Source organism: Streptomyces sp. A0592 (assembly GCF_004795115.1).
GTDB classification, from domain to species: domain Bacteria; phylum Actinomycetota; class Actinomycetes; order Streptomycetales; family Streptomycetaceae; genus Streptomyces; species Streptomyces erythrochromogenes.
The window spans coordinates 180,047-206,601 of record NZ_SSBM01000006.1; the positions used below are offsets into that span (position 1 = coordinate 180,047).

At 72.7% G+C, this 26,555-nt stretch carries 25 protein-coding genes; 20 read left to right on the forward strand and 5 right to left on the reverse strand.

Annotated elements, in window-relative coordinates; translation table 11 throughout:
• Positions 1 to 58: 58 nt before the first annotated feature.
• Positions 59 to 1,252 (reverse strand): Ig-like domain-containing protein, encoded by a 1,194-nt coding sequence (locus E6U81_RS11825; protein WP_240803770.1) that lies wholly within the window; start codon positions 1,250 to 1,252, stop codon positions 59 to 61.
• A gap of 224 nt (positions 1,253 to 1,476) precedes the next feature.
• Between E6U81_RS11825 and E6U81_RS11830 the strand changes: the two genes are divergently transcribed.
• The 6 genes from E6U81_RS11830 to E6U81_RS11855 all read left to right on the forward strand — a co-directional run bounded on the left by E6U81_RS11830 (position 1,477) and on the right by E6U81_RS11855 (position 8,349).
• On the forward strand, positions 1,477 to 2,640 hold the full coding sequence (locus tag E6U81_RS11830) for a peptidoglycan bridge formation glycyltransferase FemA/FemB family protein (protein ID WP_136230032.1): 1,164 nt from the start codon (positions 1,477 to 1,479) through the stop codon (positions 2,638 to 2,640).
• Complete coding sequence (murJ, locus tag E6U81_RS11835; RefSeq protein ID WP_240803771.1) at positions 2,637 to 4,304, forward strand: murein biosynthesis integral membrane protein MurJ; 1,668 nt, start codon at positions 2,637 to 2,639, stop codon at positions 4,302 to 4,304. Before E6U81_RS11830 ends, murJ begins: the two co-directional genes overlap by 4 nt.
• A 40-nt stretch (positions 4,305 to 4,344) precedes the next feature.
• The gene (locus E6U81_RS11840; protein WP_136230034.1) at positions 4,345 to 5,028 is read left to right on the forward strand and encodes a response regulator transcription factor; all 684 of its coding nucleotides are present in this window, start codon (positions 4,345 to 4,347) and stop codon (positions 5,026 to 5,028) included.
• A 6-nt stretch (positions 5,029 to 5,034) separates the two neighbouring features.
• Positions 5,035 to 6,480 (forward strand): HAMP domain-containing sensor histidine kinase, encoded by a 1,446-nt coding sequence (locus tag E6U81_RS11845; protein ID WP_136230035.1) that lies wholly within the window; start codon positions 5,035 to 5,037, stop codon positions 6,478 to 6,480.
• Positions 6,477 to 7,019, forward strand: coding sequence for a GerMN domain-containing protein (locus E6U81_RS11850; protein WP_136230036.1), 543 nt, complete (start codon positions 6,477 to 6,479; stop codon positions 7,017 to 7,019). The genes E6U81_RS11845 and E6U81_RS11850 overlap by 4 nt, the downstream gene beginning before the upstream one ends.
• 70 nt (positions 7,020 to 7,089) lie before the next feature.
• Entirely contained in the window at positions 7,090 to 8,349 is a 1,260-nt protein-coding gene (locus tag E6U81_RS11855; protein ID WP_136230037.1) for a cytochrome P450, read from the forward strand.
• On the opposite strand, the gene E6U81_RS11860 is transcribed toward E6U81_RS11855, so the two are convergent.
• Positions 8,309 to 9,034, reverse strand: a complete 726-nt coding sequence (locus tag E6U81_RS11860) for a hypothetical protein (protein WP_136230038.1) — start codon at positions 9,032 to 9,034, stop codon at positions 8,309 to 8,311. The two genes, E6U81_RS11855 and E6U81_RS11860, sit on opposite strands and share 41 nt — an antisense overlap.
• Positions 9,035 to 9,261: 227 nt before the next feature.
• Here E6U81_RS11860 and ggt point away from each other — a divergent pair, with 227 nt between their 5' ends.
• On the forward strand, positions 9,262 to 11,070 hold the full coding sequence (gene ggt / locus E6U81_RS11865; RefSeq protein ID WP_136230039.1) for a gamma-glutamyltransferase: 1,809 nt from the start codon (positions 9,262 to 9,264) through the stop codon (positions 11,068 to 11,070).
• Between the two features lie 41 nt (positions 11,071 to 11,111).
• Here the strand turns inward: ggt and map are convergent, their stop codons facing one another.
• Positions 11,112 to 11,879 carry a type I methionyl aminopeptidase gene (map, locus tag E6U81_RS11870; RefSeq protein WP_136230040.1) on the reverse strand — a complete coding sequence of 256 codons (768 nt, stop codon included), beginning with the start codon at positions 11,877 to 11,879 and terminating at the stop codon, positions 11,112 to 11,114.
• Positions 11,880 to 11,943: 64 nt separating this feature from the next.
• Between map and E6U81_RS11875 the strand changes: the two genes are divergently transcribed.
• The 9 genes from E6U81_RS11875 (at position 11,944) to E6U81_RS11910 (ending at position 20,564) form a co-directional block, all read left to right on the forward strand.
• Positions 11,944 to 12,195 carry a helix-turn-helix transcriptional regulator gene (locus tag E6U81_RS11875; protein WP_031154448.1) on the forward strand — a complete coding sequence of 84 codons (252 nt, stop codon included), beginning with the start codon at positions 11,944 to 11,946 and terminating at the stop codon, positions 12,193 to 12,195.
• Between the two features lie 181 nt (positions 12,196 to 12,376).
• Positions 12,377 to 12,553 (forward strand): hypothetical protein, encoded by a 177-nt coding sequence (locus E6U81_RS39775; RefSeq protein ID WP_168714608.1) that lies wholly within the window; start codon positions 12,377 to 12,379, stop codon positions 12,551 to 12,553.
• 326 nt (positions 12,554 to 12,879) lie between these two features.
• Positions 12,880 to 13,548 (forward strand): fasciclin domain-containing protein, encoded by a 669-nt coding sequence (locus E6U81_RS11880; RefSeq protein WP_136230041.1) that lies wholly within the window; start codon positions 12,880 to 12,882, stop codon positions 13,546 to 13,548.
• A gap of 45 nt (positions 13,549 to 13,593) precedes the next feature.
• Positions 13,594 to 13,974: a PPOX class F420-dependent oxidoreductase gene (locus E6U81_RS11885; RefSeq protein ID WP_136230042.1), complete on the forward strand. Its 381-nt coding sequence runs from the start codon at positions 13,594 to 13,596 to the stop codon at positions 13,972 to 13,974.
• Between the two features lie 99 nt (positions 13,975 to 14,073).
• On the forward strand, positions 14,074 to 15,762 hold the full coding sequence (locus E6U81_RS11890) for a hypothetical protein (RefSeq protein WP_240803772.1): 1,689 nt from the start codon (positions 14,074 to 14,076) through the stop codon (positions 15,760 to 15,762).
• Between the two features lie 234 nt (positions 15,763 to 15,996).
• A complete protein-coding gene (locus E6U81_RS11895) occupies positions 15,997 to 16,839 on the forward strand; it encodes a nitrilase-related carbon-nitrogen hydrolase (protein WP_031154458.1) in 843 nt (280 codons plus the stop codon).
• Positions 16,836 to 18,131, forward strand: coding sequence for an aspartate aminotransferase family protein (locus E6U81_RS11900; RefSeq protein ID WP_136230044.1), 1,296 nt, complete (start codon positions 16,836 to 16,838; stop codon positions 18,129 to 18,131). The genes E6U81_RS11895 and E6U81_RS11900 overlap by 4 nt, the downstream gene beginning before the upstream one ends.
• Positions 18,132 to 18,140: 9 nt before the next feature.
• On the forward strand, positions 18,141 to 19,541 hold the full coding sequence (gene hydA / locus E6U81_RS11905) for a dihydropyrimidinase (RefSeq protein WP_136230045.1): 1,401 nt from the start codon (positions 18,141 to 18,143) through the stop codon (positions 19,539 to 19,541).
• Positions 19,542 to 19,562: 21 nt separating this feature from the next.
• Complete coding sequence (locus E6U81_RS11910; protein WP_136230046.1) at positions 19,563 to 20,564, forward strand: TIGR03842 family LLM class F420-dependent oxidoreductase; 1,002 nt, start codon at positions 19,563 to 19,565, stop codon at positions 20,562 to 20,564.
• 48 nt (positions 20,565 to 20,612) lie between these two features.
• On the opposite strand, the gene E6U81_RS11915 is transcribed toward E6U81_RS11910, so the two are convergent.
• Positions 20,613 to 22,028 (reverse strand): MFS transporter, encoded by a 1,416-nt coding sequence (locus E6U81_RS11915; RefSeq protein ID WP_136230047.1) that lies wholly within the window; start codon positions 22,026 to 22,028, stop codon positions 20,613 to 20,615.
• Between the two features lie 141 nt (positions 22,029 to 22,169).
• On the opposite strand from E6U81_RS11915, the gene E6U81_RS11920 reads away from it, so the two are divergent.
• From E6U81_RS11920 to E6U81_RS11935, 4 genes are all read left to right on the forward strand, one after another.
• On the forward strand, positions 22,170 to 22,991 hold the full coding sequence (locus E6U81_RS11920; RefSeq protein ID WP_240803779.1) for a helix-turn-helix transcriptional regulator: 822 nt from the start codon (positions 22,170 to 22,172) through the stop codon (positions 22,989 to 22,991).
• A gap of 135 nt (positions 22,992 to 23,126) precedes the next feature.
• Complete coding sequence (locus E6U81_RS11925) at positions 23,127 to 23,951, forward strand: inositol monophosphatase family protein (protein WP_136230049.1); 825 nt, start codon at positions 23,127 to 23,129, stop codon at positions 23,949 to 23,951.
• Positions 23,952 to 24,024: 73 nt separating this feature from the next.
• Complete coding sequence (locus E6U81_RS11930; RefSeq protein ID WP_136230050.1) at positions 24,025 to 25,443, forward strand: NAD(P)/FAD-dependent oxidoreductase; 1,419 nt, start codon at positions 24,025 to 24,027, stop codon at positions 25,441 to 25,443.
• Positions 25,444 to 25,484: 41 nt separating this feature from the next.
• Positions 25,485 to 26,003, forward strand: coding sequence for an O-acetyl-ADP-ribose deacetylase (locus E6U81_RS11935; protein WP_136230051.1), 519 nt, complete (start codon positions 25,485 to 25,487; stop codon positions 26,001 to 26,003).
• Between the two features lie 9 nt (positions 26,004 to 26,012).
• On the opposite strand, the gene E6U81_RS11940 is transcribed toward E6U81_RS11935, so the two are convergent.
• Positions 26,013 to 26,495: an Lrp/AsnC family transcriptional regulator gene (locus E6U81_RS11940; protein WP_136230052.1), complete on the reverse strand. Its 483-nt coding sequence runs from the start codon at positions 26,493 to 26,495 to the stop codon at positions 26,013 to 26,015.
• Positions 26,496 to 26,555 lie beyond the last annotated feature (60 nt).

Below are 26,555 nucleotides of genomic sequence, written 5' to 3' on the forward strand. Positions count from 1 at the left end.
GTCGGTAAGTTACGTGGTGGTAACAATTGAACGAGAGTCAGGAAGGGAGGTCCGCAGGTCAGCCGTTCTGCGGGGCGGCGGACAGGGCGCTCTTGGCCTTCCACTCGTCCCACGAGAGGTTCCACTCGCCGTAGCCGTTGCCGACCGGCGCCTGGCCCTTCGAGCCCTCGCCGACCACCTCGAAGAGGTCGCCGACCTGGGACTGCCCGAAGAACTCCTTGGCGTCGGCGTCGCTCATCCCCACGCAGCCGGAACTGCTGTTGGTGCGGCCGAAGTTGCCGGAGTTCCACGGGGCGGCGTGCGCGTACATGCCGGACCAGGTCAGGCGCATCGAGTAATCGACCATCTTGTCGTAGGCGTTGTCCAGGCCCACCGTCTGGGAGTCCATCCGGATGGTGCCCTCCTTCGACATGATCACCATCTTCCCGGACCAGGAGGCCTTCTTGCCGCCGGGGGTGCCGGCCGAGATCGGGATCGTCCTGAGCGCCTGGCCGTCCTGGGTGACCGACATCTTCTTCGTGTCGAGGCTGACCTGGACCCGGCGGTCCTTGCCGATCTTGAACTCGGTGTTGTAGTCGCGGGCGAACAGCCCGCCGCCCTTGCCCGAGTCCACTCCGTTCAGCTTCATGTCGACCTTCACGTCCGTCCCGGACTTCCAGTAGTCCTTGGGCCGCCAGTCGACGCGGTCCTTGCCGTCGTGGTCCTTCACCCAGCCCCAGGACCCCTCGGTGTTGTCCGAGGCGGTGACCTTGAGCTGCTTCTCCACCTCGGCCTTGTTCGTCACCGGGTTGTCGAAGACGAGCGACACCGGCATCGCCACGCCCACCGTGCTGCCCTTGGAGATGTTGATCGAGACCTTGTTCACCTTGTCGGCGGGGCCGGTCTTGAACTGCGCGGTGGCGCTCTGGCTGTCGGTGTTCTGCGCCTCGACCTTGTACTCCGCACCGGGAGGGGCGTTGCGCTCCGACGTCCAGGTCTTCCCGTCGTCGGCTATCTTCCCCGGCAGCTCGGCGCCCTTGGCGTCGGTCACCTTCACCTGCGCCAGCTTGCCCTCGGCGACGGTCACCGTCACCGGCTGGCCCGCCTTGACCTGATCGCCCGTGAGGTTCACCGTGACCGCCATGGGCGCCTTCGGCTTCGACTCGTCCTTGCCCTTGTCGTCGCTGCCGGCATCGCTCCCGCCCGAGCAGGCGGTCAGCGCGGCGGCCAGGAGTGCGGTGCCCGCAATGGCGGTGCGGCGTGTGCGGCTCAACGAAGGGCCCCTTCGAGTCGTGGTGGTGATGGGCGTTCGCAAAAGAGGATGAGAACGGGACGACTTTAGGTTGCACAAACAGCAGAAAAGATCAGCCTTTTTGTTGTGACGTGGACCGCAGCGAAACGGTCATCATCCGGTCACATTCGTTGCGCACTTCGGTCACCGGTGGCTGTGAGAGTCCTGTGAACGACCCCTCAGGACGAACAGGAAGGCCGTCAGCCGTGTGCGCACTGCTCGTTACCCCCGCCCGGCAGGACCAGGACCACGAGCTCCGGGTGCGCACCCTGTCCGTCCCCGAATACCAGTCCTTCCTCTCCAGGACCCCTGCGGCGAGCTTTCTCCAGCACCCTTCATGGGCCCGGGTGAAGGACCTTTGGCGCTCGGAAATGGTCGGATGGCACTGTCCCGGCGGCGAGATCGAAGGCGCCGGGCTCGTGCTCTATCGGCAATTCCCCGGGACCCGCAAATACTTCGCCTACCTTCCCGAAGGGCCCGTCGCCGACTGGTCCGACCCGCGGATCGACCGCTGGCTGGACCCGCTCATGCGCCACCTGCGCGCCGCCGGCGCCTTCGCCGTCCGCATCGGCCCCAGCCCCGCCTACCGCCGCTGGGACGCCGCCACCGCGAAGGCCGGCACCGGAACGGGCCGCCAGATATCCGACGTTCTCGCCACCGAGGTCGACCCCGTGGGCGCCGCCCTCGCCGACCGGCTGCGCACCCGCGGATGGAAGCGCTGCGGCGGCGAGGACGACGGCGACGCCCAGCCCCGCCACGTCTTCCGCGTCCCGCTCGCCGGACGCACCCTCGACGAGTTGTGGTCCGGCCTCAACCAGGAGTGGCGCCGCAACGTGCGCAAGGCAGACAAGGCCGGCGTGGAGACCGTCCTCGGCACCTCCGCCGACCTGCCCGAGTTCTACCGGCTGCTGCGCATCACCGAGGAACGCGACGGGTTCCGGCTCGGCCGCTCCCTCGCGTACTACGAGCAGCAGTACCGCGTCCTGAACGAGGAGCAGCCCGGCCGGATGCGGCTCTACCTGGGCGTCCACCGCGGCGAGATCCTGGCCGCCCACACCATGATCAGCACCGGCAGCAGGGTCTGGTACCAGACCGGCGCCTCCGCCGACCACCGGCGCGAAGTACGGCCCAGCAACGCCCTGCAGTGGCGCATGATGCGCGATGCCCACGCCCTCGGAGCCTACGAGTACGACATGCGCGGGGTACCCTCCACCCTCGACCCCGACGAACGTTCCTTCGGGCTGCTGCGCTGGAAGCTCGGCACCGGCGGACAGGTCGTCGAAACGCTCGGCGAATGGGAGATCCCGATGGACGGAGTCGCCAACACGGCGCTCTACAAGGCGTTCCAGGCGTACCTGGCCCGCCGGTGACGGCCACCGACACCAGACCGGCCGGCCCCGCCGCCGACAGCGCAGCACCGAAGAAGACCTCGGTGCTGCGCAGCGGCGCGCTCATGGCGGCCGGCTCGATCGTCTCCCGCGCCACCGGCTTCGTCCGCTCCGCCGTCGTCGTCGCCGCCCTCGGCACGGGACTGCTCGGCGACGGCTACGCCGTCGCCAACACCGTCCCCAACATCATCTACATCCTGCTCGTCGGCGGAGCGCTCAACGCCGTCTTCGTACCCGAGCTGGTCCGCGCCGCCAAGGAACACGCCGACGGCGGCGCCGCCTACACCGACCGACTGCTCACCGCCTGCACCGCAGCCCTCGTCGCCCTCACCGCCGCCGCGGTCCTCGCCGCCCCGCTGATCGTCTCGGCGTACACCGGCTACACCGGCGCCCAGGCGAGCACCACCGTGGCCCTGGCCCGCTACTGCCTGCCCCAGATCCTCTTCTACGGGCTCTTCACCCTCCTCGGCCAGGTGCTGAACTCCCGCGGCCGGTTCGGCGCGATGATGTGGACCCCCGTCCTCAACAACGTCGTCATCATCGCCGTCTTCGGGCTGTTCCTGTACGTCTCCCACGACGCGGCCGGCGGCCTCACCGAGGCCGAGACCCGGCTCCTGGGCCTCGGCACCACCGCCGGCATCGTCGTCCAGGCCCTCGCCCTGATCCCCTCGCTGCGCGCGGCCCGCTTCCGCTGGCGCCCCCGCTTCGACTGGCGCGGCAGCGGCCTCGGCCGCCCCCTGCGCAACGCGGGCTGGACCGTCCTGCTCGTCCTCACCAACCAGATCGCCTACTGGGTCGTCACCCGCCTCTCCACCGCCACGGGACAGAGCGCGGTCGAGGCCGGCCTCGCGGGCGGCGCCGGCTACACCGCCTACAGCAACGCCTACCAGCTGTGGATCGTCCCGCAGGGCATCATCACCGTCTCCCTCGTCACCGCCCTGATGCCCCGGATGAGCTCCGCCGCCACCGACGGCGACCTCGGCGCCGTCCGCCGCGACGTCTCCTACGCCCTGCGCTCCAGCGCCGCCCTGGTCGTGCCCGCCGCCGCCCTCATGGCCGCCCTCGCCCCCTGGGTGATGGGCAGCGTCTTCGGCTACGGACGCACCGGCGCCGCCGACATCGCGGTCATGGCCGGCATGCTCACGGCCTTCGCCCCCGGCCTGGTCGCCTTCTCCGCGCAGTACGTGCTCTCCCGCGGCTTCTACGCCCTCTCCGACACCCGCACCCCCTTCTTCCTGAACCTCGTCATCGTCACCCTCAACGCCGGGCTGTCGGCCGCCGCCTACCTCCTGCTGTCCCCGCGCTGGGCGGTCACCGGCATGGCCGCCGCCTCCTCCGTCGCCTTCCTCGCGGGCGCCGCCGCCACCGGCTACGCCCTCTCCCGCAGGCTCGGCCCGCGCACGGGCACCCGCAGCGAGCGGCGCGCCACCGCCGTACGCACCCACCTGCGCCTCCTCGGGGCCTGCGCGCCCGCGGCCGCCACGGCGTACGCGACCGCCCGCGCCGCCGAGCGGTTCGGCGACTTCGCCGCGGTCGGCGCGGGAACCGCGGCCCTCGCCCTGGTCGTCGTCCTCCTTGCCCGGCCGCTGCGCCTGGCGGAGATCACCGACCTGCTGGACTCCCTGCGGCGCAAGGCCGGCCGATAGCGGGAGGAGAAGCCGAAGACCGCCTTGGGATACTGACCGGATGCCACGCGTACTGCTGATCGAGGACGACCCTTCCATCCGCGAAGGGGTGGGCCTCGGCCTGCGCCGCCGCGGCCACGAGGTACGGGCCGCCGAGACCGGGGAGGACGGACTCGCCCTGATGACGAGCTTCCGCCCCGAACTCGTGCTGCTCGACCTGATGCTGCCCGGCATCAACGGCGTACAGGTCTGCCACCGCATCCGCCAGACCAGCGAAGTACCGATCATCATGCTCACCGCACGCGGTGACGACTTCGACATCGTCATCGGCCTGGAGGCGGGCGCCGACGACTACATCGTCAAACCCGCCCGCACCGAGGTCATCGAAGCCCGCATCAAAGCCGTGCTGCGCCGGCTCAGCGACCCGGTGGGCTCCCGCCCCGGCATCGAGAGCCACGGCGAACTCTCCATCGACCGCGCCGGACTGACCGTCGCCAAGAACGGCGAACGCGTCGCCCTCGCACCCAGCGAGATCAAGCTCCTGCTGCATCTGTCGGCCTCGCCCGAGCAGGTCTTCTCCCGCCAGCAGCTCCTCGAGTACGTCTGGGACCACAGTTACCACGCCGACGCCAGGCTCGTGGACGCCTGCGTCCGCCGCCTGCGCCACAAGATCGAGGACCCCGCCCGCAGCCCCCGCTACATACAGACCGTGCGCGGCTTCGGCTACCGCTTCGGTCCCCTGTAGGCCGCCGTGCGACGCATAGCACCCCTGGGACTGCGCACCCGGCTGATAGCGGCCTTCCTCCTGGTCGCCGCGATCAGTGCGGGAACCACCGCGGCCCTGACCTACCAGCAGGCGCGCAACGCCATCCTCAAACAGACCCAGGACACCGCCGTCAGCACCCTGCGGGACCAGGTCGAGCAGCAGGAGATCCGCCTGCCCCTGGAGCAGCAGGAGCTCCAGCGCATCGTCATCGAGCTCGGCAAACGCGGCAAACCCCACCCGTGGATCATCTTCGGCGAGTACGGCGGCATACGCGTCTCCACCAATCCGGGCACGCCCACGTCCACCGTGATCACCGACAGCCTGCGCGACCGCGTCCGCAACAACCAGTACGCCGCCTTCCAGCGCGTCGAGGACCAGCGCGGCAACCCCTGGCTCACCATCGGCGTCCCCGCCGTCTTCGAGCACAACGGGTACACCGAGTCCACCGGCGTCGTCTTCTACGCCAGCGTCCCGCTCTCCACCGAGAAGCAGACCGTCGAAGCCATGGTCGAGGCCGCCCAGCAGGGCGCCGTGCCAGGCCTGGCCATCGCCATCGTCCCCGCCCTGCTGGCCGCCCGCAGCGTGCTGAGGCCGGTCCGCGACATGCGCCGCGCCGCACAGAAGCTGGGACGCGGCCGCCTCGACACCCGCATCGAGGTCAGAGGTGCCGACGAACTCGCCGGACTCGCCCGCACCTTCAACGAGACCGCCCGCGCCCTCGAACAGTCCGTGCGCGAACTCCAGGAGGCCGAGGTCCGCGCCCGCCGCTTCGCCTCCGACGTCTCCCACGAACTGCGCACCCCCCTCGCCGGCATGCTCGCGGTCACCGAGGTCCTCGACGAGGACGCCGCCCGCCTCGACGCCGACACCGCCAAGGCCCTGCGCCTGGTCAGCGCCGAGACCGGAAAACTCGCCGTCCTCGTCGAGGACCTCATGGAGATCTCCCGGTTCGACGCCCGGGCCGCCGAGCTCAACCTCGACGACGTCGACATCGCCGAAGCCGTGCGCAAGACCCTCGAACGACGCCACTGGGACGACGCCCGCGTGGTCACCGAACTGCCCCACGGGGTACGCGCCCGGCTCGACCCGCGCCGCTTCGACGTGGTCCTCGCCAACCTCGTCGGCAACGCCCTGCGGCACGGCGGCGCCCCCGTGCACGTCACCGTCAGCACCGCGCCCGGAGAGCACGGCGAACGGCTCCTCATCGACGTCGCCGACAGCGGCCCCGGCATCGCCCCCGAGGTGCTGCCGCACATCTTCGACCGCTTCTTCAAGGCCGACGCGGCCCGAACCCGCTCCGCCGGCAGCGGACTCGGACTCGCCATCACCCTGGAGAACGTCCGCCTGCACGGCGGCACCCTCCGGGCGGGCAACCGACCCGCCGGCGGCGCCCTCTTCACCCTCGACATGCCGCTGGAGGCCCACGTATGACAGGGCGGAAGACGAGAGCCCGGGCGGCGGCCACCGCCGCACTGGCGGGCTGCGCCCTGCTGCTCGCCGGCTGCGGGATCAAGCGGACCGGTGTGATCGAGAGCGGCCACGCCGCAGCCGTCAACGTCCCCGACGGCAAGAAGGCCGCCGCCCTCTACTTCGTCTCCAAGGAGGGCGACCGGCTCGTCCCGGTCCCCTTCTCGATCGGCACCGAATACACCCTCGCGCCCACGCCGCTCCTGAGGATCCTGTTGGACGGCCCCACCGGTCCGGCTTCCGCGGCCGGGTTCACGACGGCGCTGCCGAAGGTCTCCCACGACCAGTGGGACGCGGTCCTGGTGAGCAAGAACTCGTCGGACAAGGGGGTGACCGTCACCGTTCCCTTCGCCGTGGGCGGCCTGTCGGAACTGGCCCGCAACCAGCTGGTGTGCACCGTCGGCGTCTCCGCCGCGCCGAACACCCTCAGCCAGGTCACCGTCAAGGGCCCCGACACCGTCCTGCCCGCCGCCGACTGCGACTCGCCGGGCAGCAGGCGCTGACGCCCGGCGGCTCCCGCCCGCAGGTGCGGTGCCCTTGCGGGCGGGGCCGCACACCCGTCACGGTGACCCCATGGACCACGCCGCGGACGTCCCCGACGTCTTCGACCCCCGCCTCTACGCCGTCGGCGTCCCGCACGAGCGCTACCGGCTGCTGCGCGACCACCACCCCGTGGCCCGGCAGCCGGAGCCCGAGATCGCGGGCTGGCCCGCCGGCCCCGGATTCTGGGCCGTCACCCGGCACGCCGACGTCGTCCGGGTCCTGCGCGACCACCGGACGTACTCCTCCTGGCTGGGCGCCACCCAGATCCGCGACCCCGACCCGGCCGACCTGCCCTTCCTGCGCCGCACCATGCTCAACCAGGACCCGCCGGAGCACGGCAGGCTGCGCCGGCTCGTCGCCCGCGCCTTCACCCCCGCCCGCGTCGACTCCTTCGCCGGGCGCGTACGCGAACGGGCCCGCACCCTGCTGGCCGCCGCCCGGGACGCCGCCGAGGACGGCGCCGCCGACCTCGTCCGCACGGTCACCGACGAGTACGCGCTGCTCAACCTCACCGACCTGCTCGGCGTTCCGCCCGCCGACCGGGCCCTGCTGCTGGAATGGACCGTCCGCGTCATCGGCTACCAGGACCCCGACGACGCCCCCGCACCGCTCCTCGGCGCCGACGGAAAACCCCTCAACCCGCGCTCCCCGGCCCTGCTCGGCGAGATGTTCGCGTACGCCCGCGAACTCGCCGCCCACAAACGCCGCCACCCCGGCGACGACGTGATGACCGCCCTCGCCACGGCCGGGCTCGACCCCGCCGAACTGGAGATGTTCTTCTTCCTGCTCACCGTCGCGGGCAACGACACCGTACGCAGCGCCGCCCCCGGCGGCCTCCTCGCCCTCGCCCACGCCCCCGGCGAATACCGGCGGCTCGCCGAGGGGAGGGTCCGCCCGCAGAGCGCCGTCGAGGAACTCCTGCGCGTCCACCCGCCCGTCCTCAGCTTCCGCCGCACCGCCGCCGTCGACCACGAACCGGCCGGGCAGCCGGTTCGGGCCGGCGACAAGGTCGTCGTCTTCCACGCCTCCGCCAACCACGACGAACGCGTCTTCACCGACCCCGGCCGCCTGGACCTCGGCCGCACACCCAACCCGCACGTGTCCTTCGGAGACGGCCCGCACGTCTGCCTGGGCGCGCACTTCGCCCGCCTCCAGCTGCGCACCCTCTACGAGGAGTGGTGCGCCGCCATGCCCGTGCCGGAACTCGCCGGTCCACCCAGGCGCCTGGTGTCGAACTTCATCAACGGGATCACGCGGCTGCCGCTGCGGGTGTCCGGGCCGTCCGGGTGACGTCCGCGACCAGCTCGGTCACGTCCGGCCCGTAGGCATCGGAGTTGACGACCTTCAGCACCAGACAGAAGGAGTCCACCCCGTACTTGCGCGCCAGGTGCGTGTGCTGCCGGTTCAGGTACCGGGCCGCGGCCTGGTTGCTCACCGCGGTCTGCCCGGACAGCAGGAACACCGGCCGGCCGCCCTCCCCGCCCGCCAGCCGGGCCAGCACCACGTACTCCTCCAGCCCCTTGCGCCAGCGGTAGGTCTCCTCGCCCACACGGATCGCGCCCCGGTCCTCGTGCTGCTCCGAGTCGGTGTTGACGGTGATGCCCGGCAGCATGGACGCCAGGTGCGCCGTGGTGCGGGCGTTGGAGCTCGGCCCGCCCACGCAGAACTCGGCCCGGTCGCCGAAGCCCTGGCGGGCCGTGTCGTGCGTGACGATCTGTACGTTCGCCCCGCAATCCTTGATCAGCGCGGAGATCTCCAACAGGGCGAAGGCGTCGTTGCGGTGCAGGGAGGAATCCTTGCCCCCCATCTGCCGGTTGACCACGAACAGACAGTCGGAGCCGGTCGGCAGCCCGAAGAAGGCCTGTTTGCGGCGGAGCGCGCGCCGCCAGAGGTAGGTCCGGGAGAACCAGCCGAACCCGCCGCTGACGGCGGTGGCTATCACCCCGAGCACGATGTTGCGCACGTCGTCGTTCATGCGCGGGATGCTAGTGCTGTGACCGGAAAAGTTCACCGTGTCGCGGCGCCCGGCCATCCGCCGCGAGAGATCACCGGCGCGGTGCGCGCCCCGGTCCGGTGCGGTCCGGCGCGGGTCGCCGCGGTCCGTCCCCGGGCCGTCCCGTCGGACGGCGCGCCCCGGCCGACGCGCTGACGGGGCGGCGGGCCCGGCGCTAGGCTCGGCCCACGCTGCCACTGGAGGTCCGGATGCACCGTCCCGCCGTCGCCCGCACGTTACCCATGCTGACCGTCGTCGCCGCACTCGTCTCGACCGGAGCCGCCCCGCCCACCGCCGCCGCGGCCCCGGCCCCGCCGGCGAAGGTGCCGGTCGCCGCCGGCCACGGCGGTGCCGTCGCCAGCGTCGACCCCGACGCCTCGGCCGCCGGGATCGCCGTGCTGCGCGCCGGCGGCAACGCCGTCGACGCGGCCGTCGCCACCGCCGCCGCGCTCGGCGTCACCGAGCCCTACTCGGCGGGCATCGGAGGCGGCGGCTACTTCGTCTACTACGACGCCCGCTCGCACCGGGTGCATACCATCGACGGCCGGGAGACCGCCCCGGCCACGGCCACCGCCGCCCTGTTCCAGGAGAACGGCGAGCCCATCCCCTTCGCCGAGGGCCAGACCAGCGGCCTCGGCGTCGGCGTCCCCGGCACCCCCGCCACCTGGAAGAGCGCCCTCGACGCCTGGGGCAGCCGCCCCCTGCGCCAACTCCTGCGCCCCGCGGAGAAACTGGCCCGCGACGGCTTCACGGTGGACGCCACCTTCCGGGCCCAGACCGAGCTCAACGAAGCCCGGTTCAGGGACTTCCCGGACACCTCGAAGCTCTTCCTGCCGGGCGGCTCCCTGCCGGTCGTCGGCTCCACCTTCAAGAACCCGGACCTCGCCGACACCTACGCCGAACTTGCCCGCAAGGGAACCGGCGCCCTCTACCGGGGCCCCCTCGCCGACGACATCGTCCGCACCGTCCGCACGCCCCCCGTGGACCCCGCGGCCACCCGCAAGGTCAGGCCCGGCGACCTGACCGCCGGGGACCTGCGGGCGTACGGCACCAAGCGGCAGGAGCCCACCCGGGTGAACTACCGGGGCCTGGACGTCTACAGCATGGCGCCCTCGTCCTCCGGCGGCACCACGGTCGGCGAGGCCCTGAACATCCTGGAGCGGACCGACCTCTCGAAGCTCTCCGAGGCCCAGTACCTGCACCGCTTCATCGAGGCCTCCCGGATCTCCTTCGCCGACCGCGGCCGCTGGGTCGGCGACCCGGCCGCCGAGGATGTGCCGACCCGTGAACTGCTCTCGCAGCGCTTCGCCGACTCCCGGGCCTGCCTGATCAAGCCGGACCGGGCCCTGACGAGTCCGCTGGCCCCCGGCGACCCGCGCCGCCCGGTGCCCTGCGCAACCACCGGCCAGGCCGCCCCGACCACGTACGAGGGCGAGAACACCACGCATCTGACGGTCGCCGACCGCTGGGGCAACGTCGTCTCCTACACCCTGACCATCGAGTCCACCGGCGGCAGCGCGATCACCGTCCCCGGCCGCGGCTTCCTGCTCAACAACGAGCTCACCGACTTCTCCTTCGCCCCGGCGGCGCCCGGGGTCCCGGACCCGAATCTGCCCGGTCCCGGCAAGCGGCCGCGCTCGTCCATGTCCCCGACGATCGTGCTGGACCACGGCCGGCCGGTGCTGGCGGTCGGTTCGCCCGGCGGAGCCACCATCATCACCACCGTCCTGCAGACCCTGACCGGCCACCTGGACCGGGGCCTGCCGCTGGTCGACGCGATCGCCGCGCCCCGGGCCAGCCAGCGCAACCAGACCACCACCGAGCTGGAACCGGGCCTGTGGAACAGCCCGCTGCGTGCCGAACTGGAGGCCCTGGGCCACGGATTCCGGCAGAACCCGGAGATCGGCGCGGCCACCGGGGTCCAGCGGCTGCCCGACGGCCGGTGGCTGGCGGCGGCCGAGACCTCCCGGCGGGGCGGCGGCTCGGCCATGGTCGTTCGCCCGCACGGCAAGCCGTAGGAGCCGTCGACAGGATTCGTCGACAGGAGCCGTCCGGGGAGTCAGAGCGCGGTGAGGATCCGCGGGCCGCGTGCCGTGATCGCGACCGTGTGCTCCGAGTGCGCGGCGCGGGTGCCGTCGACGGTGCGCAGGGTCCAGCCGTCGCCGTCGCACCGGTAGTCGTCCGTACCGCCCGCGATCAGCATCGGCTCGATGGCGAGGACCATGCCGGGGCGCAGCTTCATGCCGCGCCCCGGCGGGCCCTCGTTGGGCACGCCCGGGTCCTCGTGCATGTCGCGCCCGATGCCGTGGCCGCCGAAGCCGTCGGGGACGCCGTATCCGGCGGCGCGGCAGACCGTGCCGACCGCATGGGCGATGTCCCCGATCCTGTTGCCCGGTACGGCGGCGGCGATGCCGGCCGCGAGGGCCGCCTCGGACGTCTCGATCAGCCGCAGGTCCTCGGGGCGGGCGCGGCCGACGGTGAAGCTGACCGCCGCGTCCCCGGCCCAGCCGCCGAGCTTCGCCCCGCAGTCGATGCTGACGAGGTCGCCGTCGCCCAGCCGGTAGTCGTCGGGGATGCCGTGCACGATCGCGTCGTTGACGGAGGCGCACACCACCGCGGGGAAGGGCACCGGCGCGAAACTCGGCCGGTAGCCGAGGAAGGGGGATGTCGCCCCGGCCCCGCGGAGCACCTCGCGGGCCACCCGGTCCAGGTCCGACAGGGCCACTCCCACGTGCGCGGCCTTCCGCACGGAGGCCAGGGCGCGGGCGACGACCCGGCCCGCGGCGCGCATCTTCTCGATCTCGGGTGCTGTCTTCAGTTCCACCATGCCAATTACTATACCGGTATAACTGTAACGGGATAACTATTGGCCGTGCGGGTAGGATGGACGCATGGTCCGTACCCCCCTCACCCCCGAAGAGCGCGAGCGCGGCGAGCGTCTGGGCGCCCTGCTGCGCGAGGCCCGCGGCGCCCGCAGCATGGTCGAGGTCGCCGCCGGGGCCGGGCTCTCCGCCGAGACCCTGCGCAAGATCGAGACGGGCCGGGCGCCCACCCCCGCCTTCTTCACCGTCGCGGCCCTCGCCGAGGCGCTCGGGCTCTCGCTCGACGACGTGCTCAGGCGCTGCGCGGCCGTACCCGCCTGAGGCCCGGGCGGCCGAAGCCGCCGGGCGCCCCGCCCCTGTACCGCCTGCTTCCCGCCCCGGCTCCCGCCCGAACGGCACGCCGGATCTGCCCCGCGGGCGCGGCGTGCCGTTCGGGCGGGAGCCGGGGCCGAACGGCCCAATCCGCGGTGGGACTTGCCGCGCTCGGGGCAAGCGTGAAGGCGTGTCAGCCACGAACGCAGCCAAACGACTCGGATTCGCAGCCGTCGGCGCCCTCCTCGCGGGAGGGCTGCTGCTGGCGGCGTGCACGCTGCCGGACGACCGGCCGGACCCCCTGCGTGAAGCGGACGGGCGGGGCCGGACGGGAGCCGTGGAGCCGGGCGGCCCCTACGCCCGCTGAGCTGTGACGCCCCGTTCTCACCCGATGGGGTGAGGGACCCATCCGCCGGGCGGAGCGCGCCGAATCCATGGTGTGAGCACATTCCGCGCCACCCTCGTCCGGCCCGCCGCCGCCCTGCGGCGCCGGCGTCTCGCCGGGCCTGCCGGTCCTCCGCTCCGGGGACCGGCCCGCCCGTCGGGCCGGACCGCGACGTCTGCCGCGCCCCTCTGCGCCTCGAACGGGACAGGGCCCCGGCCTCGCGGCCCCGGCCCGCCGTCGACACCGGGCCCAGCGGCTCCGTCACCGTCCCCTGAACGCCATCAGCGCAGTCCGAGGAGCAACCGATCATGAACAGCACACGCACCGGCGCCCGCACCCGCCTCCGCCGTACCGCGATCGCCGTGGCCGCGGCAGCCCTCCTGCCCTTCTCGCTCGCGGCCTGCTCGGAATCCGGCGGCGACGCCGGGGCCGCGCCCGCCGCCGGTTCGGCCCAGGACCAGGCGGCCGGCAGCCCGGCGGCCGCCGACGGCGCCGTGACGGCCGACGGCCCCTTCGGCCCGGCATGCGCCGGCGTGCCCAAGCAAGGAGCGGGCTCCTTCGAGGGCATGGCAAAGGACCCGGTCGCCACCGCGGCCTCCAACAACCCGGCCCTGTCCACGCTGGTCGCCGCGGTCAAGAAGGCCGGCCTGGTCGACACCCTCAACAACGCGAAGGACATCACCGTCTTCGCGCCGACCAACGACGCCTTCGCGAAGATCCCGAAGGCCGAACTCGACAAGGTCCTCGCCGACAAGGCCACGCTGACCAAGATCCTCACCTACCACGTGGTCGACCAGAAGCTGACGCCGAGGCAGCTGGAGAGCGGCACCTTCGAGACGCTGCAGAAGAGCGAGCTGACCACGGACGGCGTGGGGGAGGAGTACAAGGTCAACGGCACCTCCAACGTGGTCTGCGGCGAGGTGAAGACCGCCAACGCCCACGTCTACATCGTCGACACCGTCCTGATGCCGAAGTAGCGGGCCGTCGGCCGGGCCGCCGGCCGGCCGCGTTAGGGTCCGGGTATGGGTCTCCAGGAGCTCGGCAGCGCGCGGTACGTCAGCCTCACCACCTTCCGCAAGGACGGCACGCCCGTGGCGACGCCGGTGTGGGCGGTCGCCGACGGGGGTGAGCTGTACGTGTGGACGCGCAGCGACTCCTGGAAGGTCAAGCGCATCCGCAACAACGGGCGGGTCACCGTCGCGGCGTGCGACGTGCGCGGTCGCCTCGACGAAGGCACCCCCGTGATCGAGGGGCAGGCCCGTCTGCTCGACGAGGAGGGCCTGCGCCGGGTGCGCAAGCTGATGTCGCGCAAGTACACCTGGCAGTTCTGGGCGGTGGACGTGCCCGCTGCTCTGGTGCGGCGCGGGAAGCGGCCGCACACCGCGATCGCCGTCAAGCTTTGAGACTCCCGTAGCCCGCCCGTAACACGGGTGGGGTCCAATGCGGTCATGGAGACCGCGACTTCACTGGCGATCAGTCAACTCTCCGGATACTTGCGGGGATTGACACAGAGGCTGGATGCCGGGGCAGGCTGGTACGGGGAGTTCCTGCGTCGGGATCCGGAGGGCGTGCGGGCCTGTCTGAACGGGGCGGCGATACCCCCGTGGGACGTGGTGGAATCGCTGCTGAGGGACCTGGCGGGGGCCGGGGGCCCGGAGCTCGCGGCGCGGGAGACCGTATACGCGGCCCGGCTGCGGGCGGCGGCCGTCACCGTGTGGGACCGGCTGCCGGGTGGCGAGGAGGAACTGCGGACCCTGCTCGTGGCGGCCGCCGCCCAGCGGGCCGAGTCGGAAGCCGCCCTGCGGAGCCTGACCGCCCGCCTCGGCGGGACCGCCGACCGGGCCGAGACCGATGCCCTGACCCGCGAACTGTCCTGGACCCAGGACGACGTGGCCCGCGCCGCAGCCCGCCACGAGGACCTGTCGGCCCGCCTGGCCGCCCTGGAGACCACCCCCTCGCCGACCGTCCCCCACCCGCGTTCCCCCTTGCCGCCCCGGCCCGGGACCCGAACGGACCCTCGACCCGCGCCGGCGCCCCGGGCGGGCACCCGTGCCGTGGACACCTCCGCTCCGGCGGGCCCTTGGCCGCAGGACCCGGCACGGGCGAGCGTCGGCCCGGAGGCCCCGGACACACACCCCGCGGCCCACGCGCGCGCGTGGGGAACGGCATCGCCCGGGGCGGCTGCACCCACGCAGACCCCTGCCCCTGCCGGAGCAGGGGCGCAGTCCCCGGTCCAGGAGGGCCCGGACCCCGAGGCTCGGGCGCGGAGCGGGGCGCACCCGCAGAGCGCGCCACCGGCAGAGGCCCGGCCGCAGGCCCCGGCCACGGCGGGCGGGCCCGACGAGGGGGCGGAGGCGACGGCGCTGCCGCCCGTCGGCCGGGCCGAAGGGCGGTGGCTGCGCGGGCGGCGGGCCGGAGGCGCCCGGTACGCCGGGGCGGCGGCTCCCGAGGCCCTGGCCTTCACCCCGCCCCCGGGCCACCCGGACGCCGAGGCTTCGGGCGGGCCCGCGAACCCGCAGCCCCATTCCGCCCCGCGCGGCGCCCGCTTCGGCCGGCCGAGGCCCGAGCCCGTACCGCAGCCCCTACCGCAGCCCGAGCCGACGCCTGTCCCGCAGGCCGCGCCACAGCCCGTACCGCAGGCCGTGCCGGCGCCGCCGCCCGGGCCACCGACCGGCAGGCCGCGCGCCGTGGCCGCCGAGCTGCTCGCGCTGCGCGCGCAGGGCCGCACCGGCGAGGCGCACGCCCTGCTCTGCCAGGCCGCGGCCTGGCCCGCCGGGCAGCTGCCCGAGCTGGCCGCCGAACTGGCCCGCGCCGGCTTGGCCGCCGACTGGACCACCCTGCTGTGGGAGGCCGCCTCGCTGCCGCCGGAACAGCTTGCGGCGGCCGCCGCCGCCCTCGGCGACGCCGGCCGGGACGCCGACCGCGACGCCCTGCTGCGCCAGTGCGTGGCCCGCCCCTCCGCCGAGGTCGCCGACGCGGCCCTCGCCCTCGGCGCGGCCGGCCGCAGCCGCGAGGCCGACGCCCTGCTCGGAGCCTTCGTACGGCTCCGTACCGCCGAGGAGGCCGCCGACCTGGCCCGGCACGACCCGGGGTGGCTCGCCCCGCGCCTGCTCCAGGCCGCCGGTCTGCTTCCCGGTGCCCGCCACCGCGACCTCCTCCACGCCCTGCGCGTGGCCGGCATCGCACCCTAGGAGGCCGCCCCGCACGTGCGGCCCGACTGCCGTACCGCCCTTGCGGACGCCCCCGGTTCATGTCGTCAAAGTCCCGCCCGCTGACCGCAAACGACCGCGACGCGACGTAACGTGATCGACTACTCCAACCGCGCACGGCGGTCTTGCCCCACGCTGTGACGAGGCCTACGTTCTACTCCCTACGCACTCCGTCTACGTGCGTAGAACCGGCGTTCCCGTCGCAAGGAGCAGCTCATGGCCCAAGTCGTCCGCGCCGCGCTGGTCCAGGCCACCTGGACCGGAGACACCGAATCGATGATCGCGAAGCACGAGGAGTACGCCCGCCGGGCCGCCGCCGAGGGCGCGAAGATCATCGGCTTCCAGGAGGTGTTCAACGCCCCCTACTTCTGCCAGGTCCAGGAGCCCGAGCACTACCGCTGGGCCGAGGCAGTCCCCGACGGCCCGACCGTCCGCCGCATGCAGGACCTCGCCCGCGAGACGGGCATGGTCGTCGTCGTCCCGGTCTTCGAGCTGGAGAGCGAGGGCTTCTACTACAACACCGCCGCCGTCATCGACGCCGACGGCACCTACCTCGGCAAGTACCGCAAGCACCACATCCCGCAGGTCAAGGGCTTCTGGGAGAAGTACTACTTCCGCCCGGGCAACCTCGGCTGGCCCGTCTTCGACACCGCGGTCGGCAGGATCGGCGTCTACATCTGCTACGACCGCCACTTCCCCGAGGGCTGGCGCCAACTGGGCCTGGCCGGAGCCCAGCTGGTCTACAACCCGTCCGCCACCCACCGCGGCCTCTCCGCCTACCTCTGGCAGCTGGAACAGCCCGCCGCGGCCGTCGCCAACGAGTACTTCATCGCCGCGATCAACCGCATCGGCCAGGAGGAGTACGGCGACAACGACTTCTACGGCACGAGCTACTTCGTCGACCCGCGGGGCCGGTTCGTCGGCGACGTCGCCAGCGACAAGGAGGAGGAACTCCTCGTCCGCGACCTCGACTTCGACCTGATCAAGGAGGTCCGCGACCAGTGGGCCTTCTACCGCGACCGCCGCCCCGACGCCTACGGAGGGCTCGTACAGCCGTGACCAACCCCACCCCGCTCCACCACCGCCACCGCACCGTCCTGCCCGACTGGCTCGCGCTCTACTACAACAACCCCATCGAGCTCACCCACGGCGAGGGACGCCACGTCTGGGACGCCGACGGCAACCGCTACCTCGACTTCTTCGGCGGCATCCTCACCACGATGACCGCCCACGCCCTGCCCGAGGTCACCAAGGCAGTCGCCGAGCAGGCCGGGCGGATCATCCACTCCTCCACCCTGTACCTCAACCGGCCGATGATCGAGCTGGCCGAGCGGGTCGCCGCCCTGTCCGGCATCCCCGACGCCCGCGTCTTCTTCACCACCTCCGGCACCGAGGCCAACGACACCGCCCTGCTGCTCGCGACGACGTACCGCCGCTCCAACCAGATCCTGGCGATGCGCAACAGCTACCACGGCCGGTCCTTCTCCACCGTCTCCATCACCGGCAACCGCGGCTGGTCGCCCACCAGCCTCTCGCCGCTGCAGACCTACTACGTTCACGGCGCCGTCCGCACCCGCGGCCCCTTCGCCCACCTCGACGACACCGCCTTCACCGCCGCGGCCATCGCCGACCTGGAGGACGTACTCGGCCAGGCCCGCGGGGGAGTGGCCGCCCTCATCGCCGAACCGGTCCAGGGCGTCGGCGGCTTCACCTCCCCTCCCGACGGCCTGTACGGCGCCTTCCGCGAGGTCCTCGACCGCCACGGCATCCTGTGGATCAGCGACGAGGTGCAGACCGGCTGGGGCCGCACCGGCGACCACTTCTGGGGCTGGCAGGCCCACGCCCAGAACGGTCCGCCGGACATCCTCACCTTCGCCAAGGGCATCGGCAACGGCATGTCCATCGGCGGGGTCGTCGCCCGCGCCGAGGTGATGAACTGCCTGGACTCCAACTCCATCTCCACCTTCGGCGGCTCCCCCGTCACCATGGCGGCCGGTGTCGCCAACCTCGGCTACCTGCTGGAACACGACCTCCAGGGCAATGCCCGCCGCGTCGGCGGCCTGCTCCTGGAACGACTGCGCGCGATCGCCGCCGCCGTCCCCGCCGTACGGGAGGTCCGCGGCCGCGGCCTGATGGCCGGCATCGAGCTCACCCGGCCCGGCACCGACCAGGCCGATCCGGACGCCGCCTCCGCCGTCCTGGAGGCCGCCCGCGAAGGCGGCCTGCTGCTCGGCAAGGGCGGCGGCCACAACACCAGCGTGCTGCGCATCGCGCCGCCGCTCTCCCTCACCGTCGCCGAGGCGGAAGAGGGCGCAGAGATCCTCGAACAGGCCTTGCGCGGCATCCAGTAGGGGGAGCCCATGAGCAACCGCACCCTGATCAGCGGCGGCCTGGTCGTCACCGCCGCCGACGAGATCCACGCGGACGTCCTGATCGAGGACGGCCGCGTGGCGGCCCTGGCCACCGCCGGCTCGGCGGCCGCCACCGCCTGGACGGCGGACCGCACGATCGACGCGACCGGGAAGTACGTCATCCCGGGCGGCGTCGACGCGCACACCCACATGGAGCTCCCCTTCGGGGGGACCTCCGCCTCCGACACCTTCGAGACCGGCACCAGAGCCGCCGCCTGGGGCGGCACCACGACCATCGTCGACTTCGCCGTGCAGAGCGTGGGCCGCTCCCTGCGCGAAGGGCTCGACACCTGGTACGCCAAGGCCGACGGCAACTGCGCCGTCGACTACGCCTTCCACATGATCCTCTCGGACGTCAATGAGGGCACCCTGAAGGAGATGGACCTCCTCGTGGGCGAGGGCATCACCTCCTTCAAGCTGTTCATGGCCTACCCGGGCGTCTTCTACAGCGACGACGGGCAGATCCTGCGCGCCATGCAGCGCGGCGCCTCCAACGGCGGACTGATCATGATGCACGCCGAGAACGGCATCGCCATCGACGTCCTCGTCGAACAGGCCCTGGCCCGCGGCGAGACCGACCCCCGCCACCACGGCGAGGTCCGCAGGGTGCTCCTGGAGGCGGAGGCCACCCACCGCGCCATCCAGCTCGCCCGGGTCGCCGGATCCCCGCTGTACGTCGTGCACGTATCGGCGGAGGAGGCGGTGGCCGAGCTCGCGGCGGCCCGCGACAAGGGGCTCCCGGTCTTCGGGGAGACCTGTCCGCAGTACCTGTTCCTGTCCACCGACAACCTGGCGGAGCCGGACTTCCAGGGCGCCAAGTACGTGTGCTCCACCCCGCTGCGGCCCCGCGAACACCAGGCGGCGCTGTGGCGGGGGCTGCGGACCAACGACCTCCAGGTGGTCTCCACCGACCACTGCCCCTTCTGCTTCCGGGGCCAGAAGGAGCTGGGCCGGGGCGACTTCTCGAAGATCCCCAACGGTCTGCCGGGCGTGGAGAACCGGATGGACCTCCTGCACCAGGCCGTGGTGGACGGCCACATCAGCCGCCGCCGGTGGATCGAGATCGCCTGCGCCACCCCCGCCCGGATGTTCGGCCTCTACCCGAAGAAGGGAACCGTCGCGCCCGGGGCCGACGCCGACATCGTCCTCTACGATCCGCACGCCGAGCAGGTCATCTCCGCCGAGACACACCACATGAACGTGGACTACTCGGCGTACGAGGGCAAGCGGATCACCGGACGCGTCGACACCGTGCTCTCACGCGGCGAACTCGTCATCGACCGCCGCGAGTACACCGGCCGGGCCGGCCACGGGGCCTTCGTCCACCGCTCCACCTGCCAGTACCTGTAAAGAGCGTCAAGGAGCCGCCCGATGGACTTCGGCCTCGTCCTGCAGACCGACCCGCCCGCCTCCCAGGTCATCAGCCTCATGAAGCGCGCCGAGCGCAACGGCTTCCGCTACGGCTGGACCTTCGACTCCGCCGTGCTGTGGCAGGAGCCGTTCGTCATCTACAGCCAGATCCTCGCCAACACGCAGAAACTGCACGTCGGTCCGATGGTGACCAACCCGGGCACCCGCACCTGGGAGGTCACCGCCTCCACCTTCGCCACCCTCAACGACATGTACGGCAACCGCACCGTCTGCGGGATCGGCCGCGGCGACTCGGCCATGAGAGTGGCCGGCCGGGCGCCCAACACCCTGGCCCGCCTGGGCGAGGCCATCGACGTGATCCGCGACCTCGCCGAGGGCCGCGAGGCGTCCGTCGACGGCAACCCGATCCGCATCCCCTGGATCCGGGACGGGAAACTGCCCGTGTGGATGGCCGCGTACGGCCCGAAGGCACTGGCCCTGGCCGGGCAGAAGGCCGACGGGTTCATCCTCCAGCTCGCCGACCTCTACCTCACCGAATGGATGATCAAGGCGGTACGGCAGGCCGCCGCGGAGGCCGGCCGGGATCCGTCCGCGATCACCATCTGCGTGGCGGCGCCCGCCTACGTGGGCGAGGACCTGGCCCACGCCCGCGACCAGTGCCGCTGGTTCGGCGGGATGGTCGGCAACCACGTCGCCGACCTGGTCTCCCGCTACGGCGAGCACTCCTCGATGGTCCCCGACGAACTCACCGAGTACGTCAAGGCCCGCCAGGGCTACGACTACAGCCACCACGGCCGCGCCGGGAACCCGTCCACCGACTTCGTCCCCGACGAGATCGTCGACCGCTTCTGCCTCCTCGGCCCCGCGGAGGCGCACATCGAGAAGCTGCGGGCCCTGCGCGACCTGGGCGTCGACCAGTTCGCGGTCTACGACATGCACGACGCGAAGGAGTCCACGATCGACGCCTACGGAACCCGGATCATCCCCGCCCTGAACGACTGACCCGCCCCGCCGGCCCGGCCGCCCACGGCCCGGGCCGGCCGGCAGGGGTCAGGCCTTCCCGCGGCCGCGCAGGCCGAGGCCCACCAGGACCGCCGCCGCCAGCACGATCACCGCGTCCACCGCCAGCACCGTCCGCACCCCGCCGAACAGCGTGGCCTGCGTCGTCGCCAGCACCCCGAGCAGCGGGATGCCGATGGTCAGGCCGGTCTGCTGCGTCGTGGTGACCAGACCGGTCGCCAGCCCCTGCTCCTCGTCGGGCACGCCGCTCGTGACGACCACCCCGTACGAGATGATCGCGCCGAGGTGGCACATGCTCGCCAGCGAGACGGCCGCGGTCGCCAGCAGGGCGCCGGACTCCGCGCCCACGCCGAGCAGCGCCGCTCCCAGCACGCCCTGGCCGGCCAGCGAGCCGACCAGCGTGCGGCGGGCGCCGAAGCGGCCGATGACCCTCGGCGCGTACGCCCCTGCGACGACGGAGGCGATGCCCTGGATGCCGAAGACCAGACCCGTCCGGAAGGGCGACAGCTCCAGCGTCTCCTGGAGGTAGAGCGTCAGGACGAAGATGATCGTCGACATCATCGAGAACGTGATCAGACCACCGAAGTTGCCCCAGGCGACCGTGCGCCGACCCAGCATCGGCAGCGAGACCAGCGGGGCCGGCGACTTGGACTCCACCGCCACGAACACGGCGAGCAGAACCAGTCCGGCCGCCAGCGTGCCCCAGACGTCCACGTCGCCGAAGCCGCGCCGGGCCGCCGTCGACAGGGAGTAGGTCACCGCGAGCAGACCGCCCGTGACCGTGACGGCCCCGGGCACGTCCAGGCGCGGCCGGTGCGGAGTACGCGACTCCGGCAGCAGCCCCGGGGCGAGTACCAGGACGACCACCGCGGCCACCGCCAGCAGGCCCATCGTGGAGCGCCAGCCCAGGGTGTCGGTCATGACACCGCCGAGCACCATCCCGACGGTGAAACCGAGCGACATCAGGGTCCCGGAGATGCCGAGCGCCTTGTCGCGCAGCGGACCCTCCGGGAAGGTCGTGGTCAGCAGGGACATGCCGGTGGGCACGATGACCGCCGCCCCCAGGCCCTGCAGGGCCCGCCCGGCCAGGAAGGACGCCGGATCCCACGCGAGGGTCGCGAGCACGGAGGCCGCGCCGAAGACGACCAGGCCGGTGAGGAACAGCCGCTTGCGGCCGTACAGGTCGGCGATCCGGCCGAAGAGGAGCAGGAAGCCGCCGGACGGCAGCGCGAACGCGGTGACGGCCCACTGCAGTGCGGACCGGCTCAGCCCCAGGTCCTCGCCGAGGACCGGCAGGGCCACGTTCAGTACGGAGAAGTCGAGCGCCACCATGAACTGGGCGGCGCAGAGTACGAAGAGGACCAGCCGGGCCCGCCCGGAGAGCCGGCCGTTCTCCGGGGCCGCCGTGTGCGGCCCGGTGGTCGTGGTGTGTGTGTCGATCGCCATGGCCACCACCCTCGTGGCCCGGGAATGACTGTGCAGAGTGGGAACTTATCCTGTTGGTGGCACCACCAGGCAGCCGAACAGGGGGAGTTTGTGGCGACAGCGACCGATGAGCGCCGACGGTCCGAACTGCGCGAGTTCCTGATGAGCAGACGGGCCCGGATCACCCCGACGGAAGCCGGCCTGCCGGACGGCGGGGCCCGCCGCCGCACCCCGGGCCTGCGCCGCGAGGAGGTCGCCGTGCTCGCCGGGGTCGGTGTCTCCTGGTACCAGTGGCTGGAACAGGGCCGCGACATCACGGTGTCCGGGCAGGTCCTGGACTCGGTGGGCCGGGTGCTGAAGCTGACCAGCGCCGAGCGCCGGCACCTGTACGCGCTCGCCGGGCTCAACCCGCCCGCCCTGGAGGTCGCCCCGGCCGACCGGGACATGTGCGACGGCCTCAAGCGGCTGATCGACGCCTGGATGCCGTTCCCCGCGCACATCATGGACGCGTACTGGAACACCGTCCTCTACAACGACGCGGCCGCGCTGGTCTTCGGGATGCGCCCGGAGATCGTGCAGAACTGCCTCATCGCCTTCTTCACCGACCCGATCTACCGGTCCCGCGCCACGCGCTGGGAGGAGATCGCCGGCCAGGTGGTCGCCCAGTTCCGGGCCGCCTGCTCGGAGAACCCCCACGACGACGGCTTCCGGGCGGTCATCGAGGAGGCGCGCGAGCTCAGCCCCGAGTTCGCCGAACTGTGGGAACGGGGCGACGTGCGCCCGGGCGGGCAGACGCAGAAGGAGATCGAGCACCCGGTCGTCGGCGCGCTCCACGTGGAGGCGACCCAGCTGCGGATACCGGCCCGCCCCGACCTGGCGATCGTGCTGCACACCCCGCAGCCGGGCACCGGAACGGCCGAGAAGCTGGAGTGGCTGACGTCACCCGAGGGCCGGCGCGGATCGATGTACCCGGTCGCCGGCTGACCCCGCCCCGGGGGCGGCCCCAGGGGCGGCCCGGGAGCGAACCCCGAGGCGGTTCACCCGGAGGTCACCCGGTGTCCGCCTCCGTGTCCGGTACCGGCGGTGGGGTTTGTCGGCCCGGCGTGCTTTGCTGGAGGCATGATCGATGAGTTCCTGGCCCAGGGCCTGCCCGATGTGGAAGAGGCCGTCCGCAAGGCGGCGGCGATCGAGATCATGCCGAGGTTCCGGCAGCTCGCCGAGCACGAGGTCGTCGAGAAGAGCGGCCCGCACGACCTCGTGACCGTCGCCGACCGCAAGGCCGAGGAACACCTCACGGCCTCGCTGACGCGACTGCTGCCCGGCTCGGCCGTGGTCGGTGAGGAAGCCGTCCACGCCGACCCCACCGTGTACGAGGCGCTGCGCGCCGACGCCCCGGTGTGGATCGTCGACCCCGTCGACGGAACCCGCCAGTTCGTGAACGGCGACCCGGCCTTCTGCACCCTGGTCGCACTGGCGCAGCACGGGGAGATCCTCGCCTCCTGGACCTTCGCCCCGGCGCTGGAGGAGCTCGCGACCGCCGTGCGCGGGCAGGGCGCGTACGTCAACGGGCAGCGGATCCACAGCGGTTCGCCCGAACCCGGCGCCGACCTGCGGGTCGCCATGGCCCACCCGCTCTACACCACCGTCGAGAACAAGCGCACCCTGGCCCGGCTGGACGTGCCCGGAGTCGCGGCCCGGCCCTGCGGCTCGGCCGGCCTGGAGTACCTGAAGGTGGCCCGCGGCGAGATGGACGCCCTCGCCTTCACCTGGCCCTCGGCCTGGGACCACGCCGCCGGGCTGCTGCTGGTCGCCGAGGCCGGCGGTACCCAGAGCACCGTCGACGGGGTCCCCTTCCGGGTGGACCGCGACAACGCCCTGCCCTTCGCCGTCGGGCGGGACGAGGCCACCACCGTACGCATCCGGGACCTCCTCCGCGGAGCGTAGGGGGCCGGTCCCGCGTACACGTCGCCATATCCTGGGGGTGCAGGCGCCGCCGCCGGAAACGAAGGAGTCGCAAGTGCCGTCGATTTTCGATGTGGTCGTGGTGGGGGCGGGGCCCAACGGGCTGACGGCCGCCGTCGAACTGGCCCGGCGCGGCTTCTCGGTGGCCGTCTTCGAAGCCGCCGACACGGTCGGCGGGGGAGCCCGGACCGAGGAGCTCACCCTCCCCGGCTTCCGGCACGACCCCTGCTCGGCGGTGCACCCGCTCGGCGCCGGATCGCCGGTCTTCGCCACGATGCCCCTGAAGCGGTACGGGCTGGAATGGCTGCACGCCCCGCTGCCCATGGCGCACCCCTTCGACGACGGAACGGCCGCCGTCCTCTCGCGCTCGGTCGCGGAGACCGCGGCGTCCTTCGGGCCGCGTGACGCGGGCGCCTACCGGCGCCTGGTCGGACCGTTCCTCGGCCGGTGGGACACCCTGGCCCGGGACTTCATGTCCCTGCCGAACACCGCGCTGCCCCGCGACCCGGTGACCCTCGCCCGCTTCGGGCTCGCCGGCCTGCCGCCCTCGACCTGGCTGCTGCGCCGCTTCCAGGACGAACGGGCGCGGGCGCTGTTCGCGGGGCTGGTGGCCCACGTCATCGCACCGCTCGGCGGGATCGGCACCGGCGCCGTCGGCCTGGTCTTCGCCCTCGCCGCCCACGCGGGCGGCTGGCCGATGGCCCGCGGCGGCTCCCAGGCGATCTCCGACGCCCTCGCCGCCCACCTGCGCGACCTCGGCGGGTCGATCCACACGGACTTCGAGGTCAAGCGGCTCGACGACCTCCCGCCGGCCCGCGCCTACGTCTTCGACACCTCGCCGACCGCCATGGCCCGCATCGCCCGCCTGGGGCGCGCGTACGACGGCTACCGGTACGGCGCCTCCGTATTCAAGATCGACTACGCGCTGGACGGCCCGGTCCCGTGGACCGCCGAGGAGCCGCGCCGTGCCGGAACTGTCCAGATCGGCCCGCGCACGCGCGACATCGACGCCGCCCTGCAGCTCGCCTCGGGCGGCCGGGCCCCCCGCACCCCGTTCCTCATCACGGCGCAGCCCAGCCTGGCCGACCCCGGCAGGGCCCCCGAGGGCAAGCACGTCTTCTGGGCGTACGGGCACGTCCCCGCGGGCTGGGAGGGCGACCTCACCGACGCCGTCGAGCGCCAACTGGAGCGCTTCGCGCCGGGCTTCCGCGATTTGGTTCTGGCTCGTGCCACCGCCGGCCCGCCCCAGCTCGCCGCCCGCAACCCCAACTACATCGGCGGCGACATCGCCTGCGGAGCCGCCTCGGGCCTCCAGCTCCTGCTGCGCCCGCGGCTCAGCCTCTCCCCGTACACGACGGCCCACCCGGCGGTCTTCATCTGCTCCTCGGCGACCCCGCCGGGCCCGGGCGTCCACGGCATGTCCGGTCACAACGCCGCCAAGGCGGTCTGGCGCCACCTGCGCAAGGCCTCCTGAGGCCGCCGCCCGCCCCGACCCCACCTGCGAAGGGACTCCCGATGGTCCGCATCACCCTCGTGCGCGGTGACATCACCGCCGAGAAGGCCGATGCCATCGTCAACGCCGCGAACTCCTCGCTGCTCGGCGGCGGCGGGGTCGACGGCGCCATCCACCGCAAGGGCGGCCCGGAGATCCTCGCGGCCTGCGAGGACCTGCGGCGCGGGCACTACGGCAAGGGCCTGCCGACGGGCCGGGCCGTGGCCACCACCGCCGGCCGGCTGGCCGCCGAGCACGTCATCCACACGGTGGGTCCTGTCTGGTCGCGCGAAGAGGACCGGTCGGAGCTGCTCGCCTCCTGCTACCGCGAGTCGCTGCGCGTCGCCGACGAGCTGGGCGCCCGTACGGTCGCCTTCCCGGCCATCTCCACCGGCATCTACGGCTGGCCCATGGACGACGGGGCGAGGATCGCGGTCCGCACGGTCCTGGCCGCCCGCACGCAGGTCCAGGAGGTGCGCTTCGTCCTCTTCGACGAGGCCGCCCACGCCGCCTTCGAGGCCGCCGTCGAGGCCTCCCACTAGACGGTGCTGTCAGCGCGGGCGCCGGGCGGCGCCCGGCGCCGGCCGCGGATAGGTCCGGGACTGCTTCACGCTGCCGTACGCGAAGCTCGACTCGATCGAGGCGATCCCGGGGATGGCGTGGATGCGGTGGCGCACCAGGGCCTCGTACGCCTCCAGGTCCTCGATGACGACCCGGAGGAGGTAGTCGCTGCTCCCCGCCATCAGGTAGCAGTCCTGGATGTGCTCGATGACCGCCACGTGCTCCTCGAAGAGCCGCACTGCCTCCGCCGTGTGCCGCTCCAGGCGGATCCGGACGAAGACGGTGACCGGCAGTCCGAAGGCGACCTGGTCGACCATGGCCGTGTAGCCGCGGATCAGGCCCGCCTCCTCCAGCCGCCGGACCCGGCGCAGGCAGGGCGACGGGGACAGCCGGACGCGGTCGGCCAGGTCCTGGTTGGAAAGGCGTCCGTCCGCCTGCAGCTCCCGGATGATCTGCAGATCGACTGCGTCCACGGCCCCTCCTTGGCAGATTCTGCCCCAAACGTATGTCCGAGAGGCAGAACTGGCAATCGG